Origin of the sequence: Aurantiacibacter luteus (assembly GCF_001010945.1) — a bacterium.
GTDB classification, from domain to species: Bacteria; Pseudomonadota; Alphaproteobacteria; order Sphingomonadales; family Sphingomonadaceae; genus Alteraurantiacibacter; species Alteraurantiacibacter luteus.
Window position 1 is genome coordinate 1 of the sequence record NZ_LBHB01000009.1, and the last position, 1,019, is coordinate 1,019.

Genomic DNA, 1,019 nt, shown 5'->3' on the forward strand with positions numbered 1-1,019 from the left:
ATAAGGTGTATTATGTTAATTTTAGAAATTATTAAATGATTCCAAGATTTTCTAGCGACTTATAAGTAATTTCATTACGAATAGAACCAGACATTCCTTCTTTCATTTCTAAGTTGAGCGAAAAGGGGATTTTTTTTCCATTAGCTTGCTCCACCCAACCAGTCAACCAACCTACCTGTGGAGTAACATCCATTCCCCATCCACTTTTTGCATAAATCTTACTACCATTTACTTCTTTAATTAGAAGCATTTTTTTAACTTCTTCTTGAGTTTCTAATTTAAAAGGTAATCGGTTATGTGCAAGGTCATCGGCAAAATTAACTTCTTGTACTGGTGTAATTTTAAGGGGGCCAACTAACCAAAAATTATCGACCTGTGTTCCAATATTTGTATTTCCAAAATTAACCCGCTTTACTTCTTTCTGCATTAGCTCTAGGCCAGTCCGTCTTGCAAGCTCTTGATATACTGGAACTGCTGACAATGCCATTGCCTCACCTAAAGTCATATCTTTCTCCCACATAGGATAAGTTCTTTTTTTACCATCCCATTTGAAAATCTCATTTGTTGTTGCTTTATGATTTTCTAGCCCGATTAAAGCATTTAGCATCTTAAATGTTGATGCAGGGACATATTCTTTATTTGCTCGTGCAAGAGCATTACCATAGGTGCTAAGATTTTTACCCTCTTTAATAATAATTACACCCTGTGTTTGAGCTTCATCAAAATAGCTTTTAATAGCTTTTTCATGTTGCTGAGAAGAAATATGAAAATTATCTTCAGATTTAGTTTTAATAGATGAACATGCACTGAGAGAAACTAGAATAGAAATGCTGAATATAGGAAGTATAAATTTTTTCATTACAAATTCATGTTAGGGGAAATTTTGGGGCTTAGAGCATAATATTTTTATTAAAAAAGTTAAAACTCTTTTAATTTAACATAATGGGCGTTATACGAAATGCTTTTTATAAATTCTTTGTTTTTCATATAGTTAAAATTTTTTGACCGACCTAAAAAAC

Annotated in this window: 1 protein-coding gene; it reads right to left on the reverse strand. The window is 32.1% G+C overall.

The window, feature by feature from the left end; all coding sequences use genetic code 11:
• Window positions 1-31: 31 nt before the first annotated feature.
• On the reverse strand, window positions 32-859 hold the full coding sequence (locus AAW00_RS14500) for an OXA-24 family carbapenem-hydrolyzing class D beta-lactamase OXA-72 (RefSeq protein WP_000713530.1): 828 nt from the start codon (window positions 857-859) through the stop codon (window positions 32-34).
• Window positions 860-1,019 lie beyond the last annotated feature (160 nt).

Excerpts from the sequence above, each read along its gene's own strand:
- AAW00_RS14500 (WP_000713530.1), bottom strand. The coding sequence starts at position 859 with ATGAAAAAATTTATACTTCCTATATTCAGCATTTCTATTCTAGTTTCT.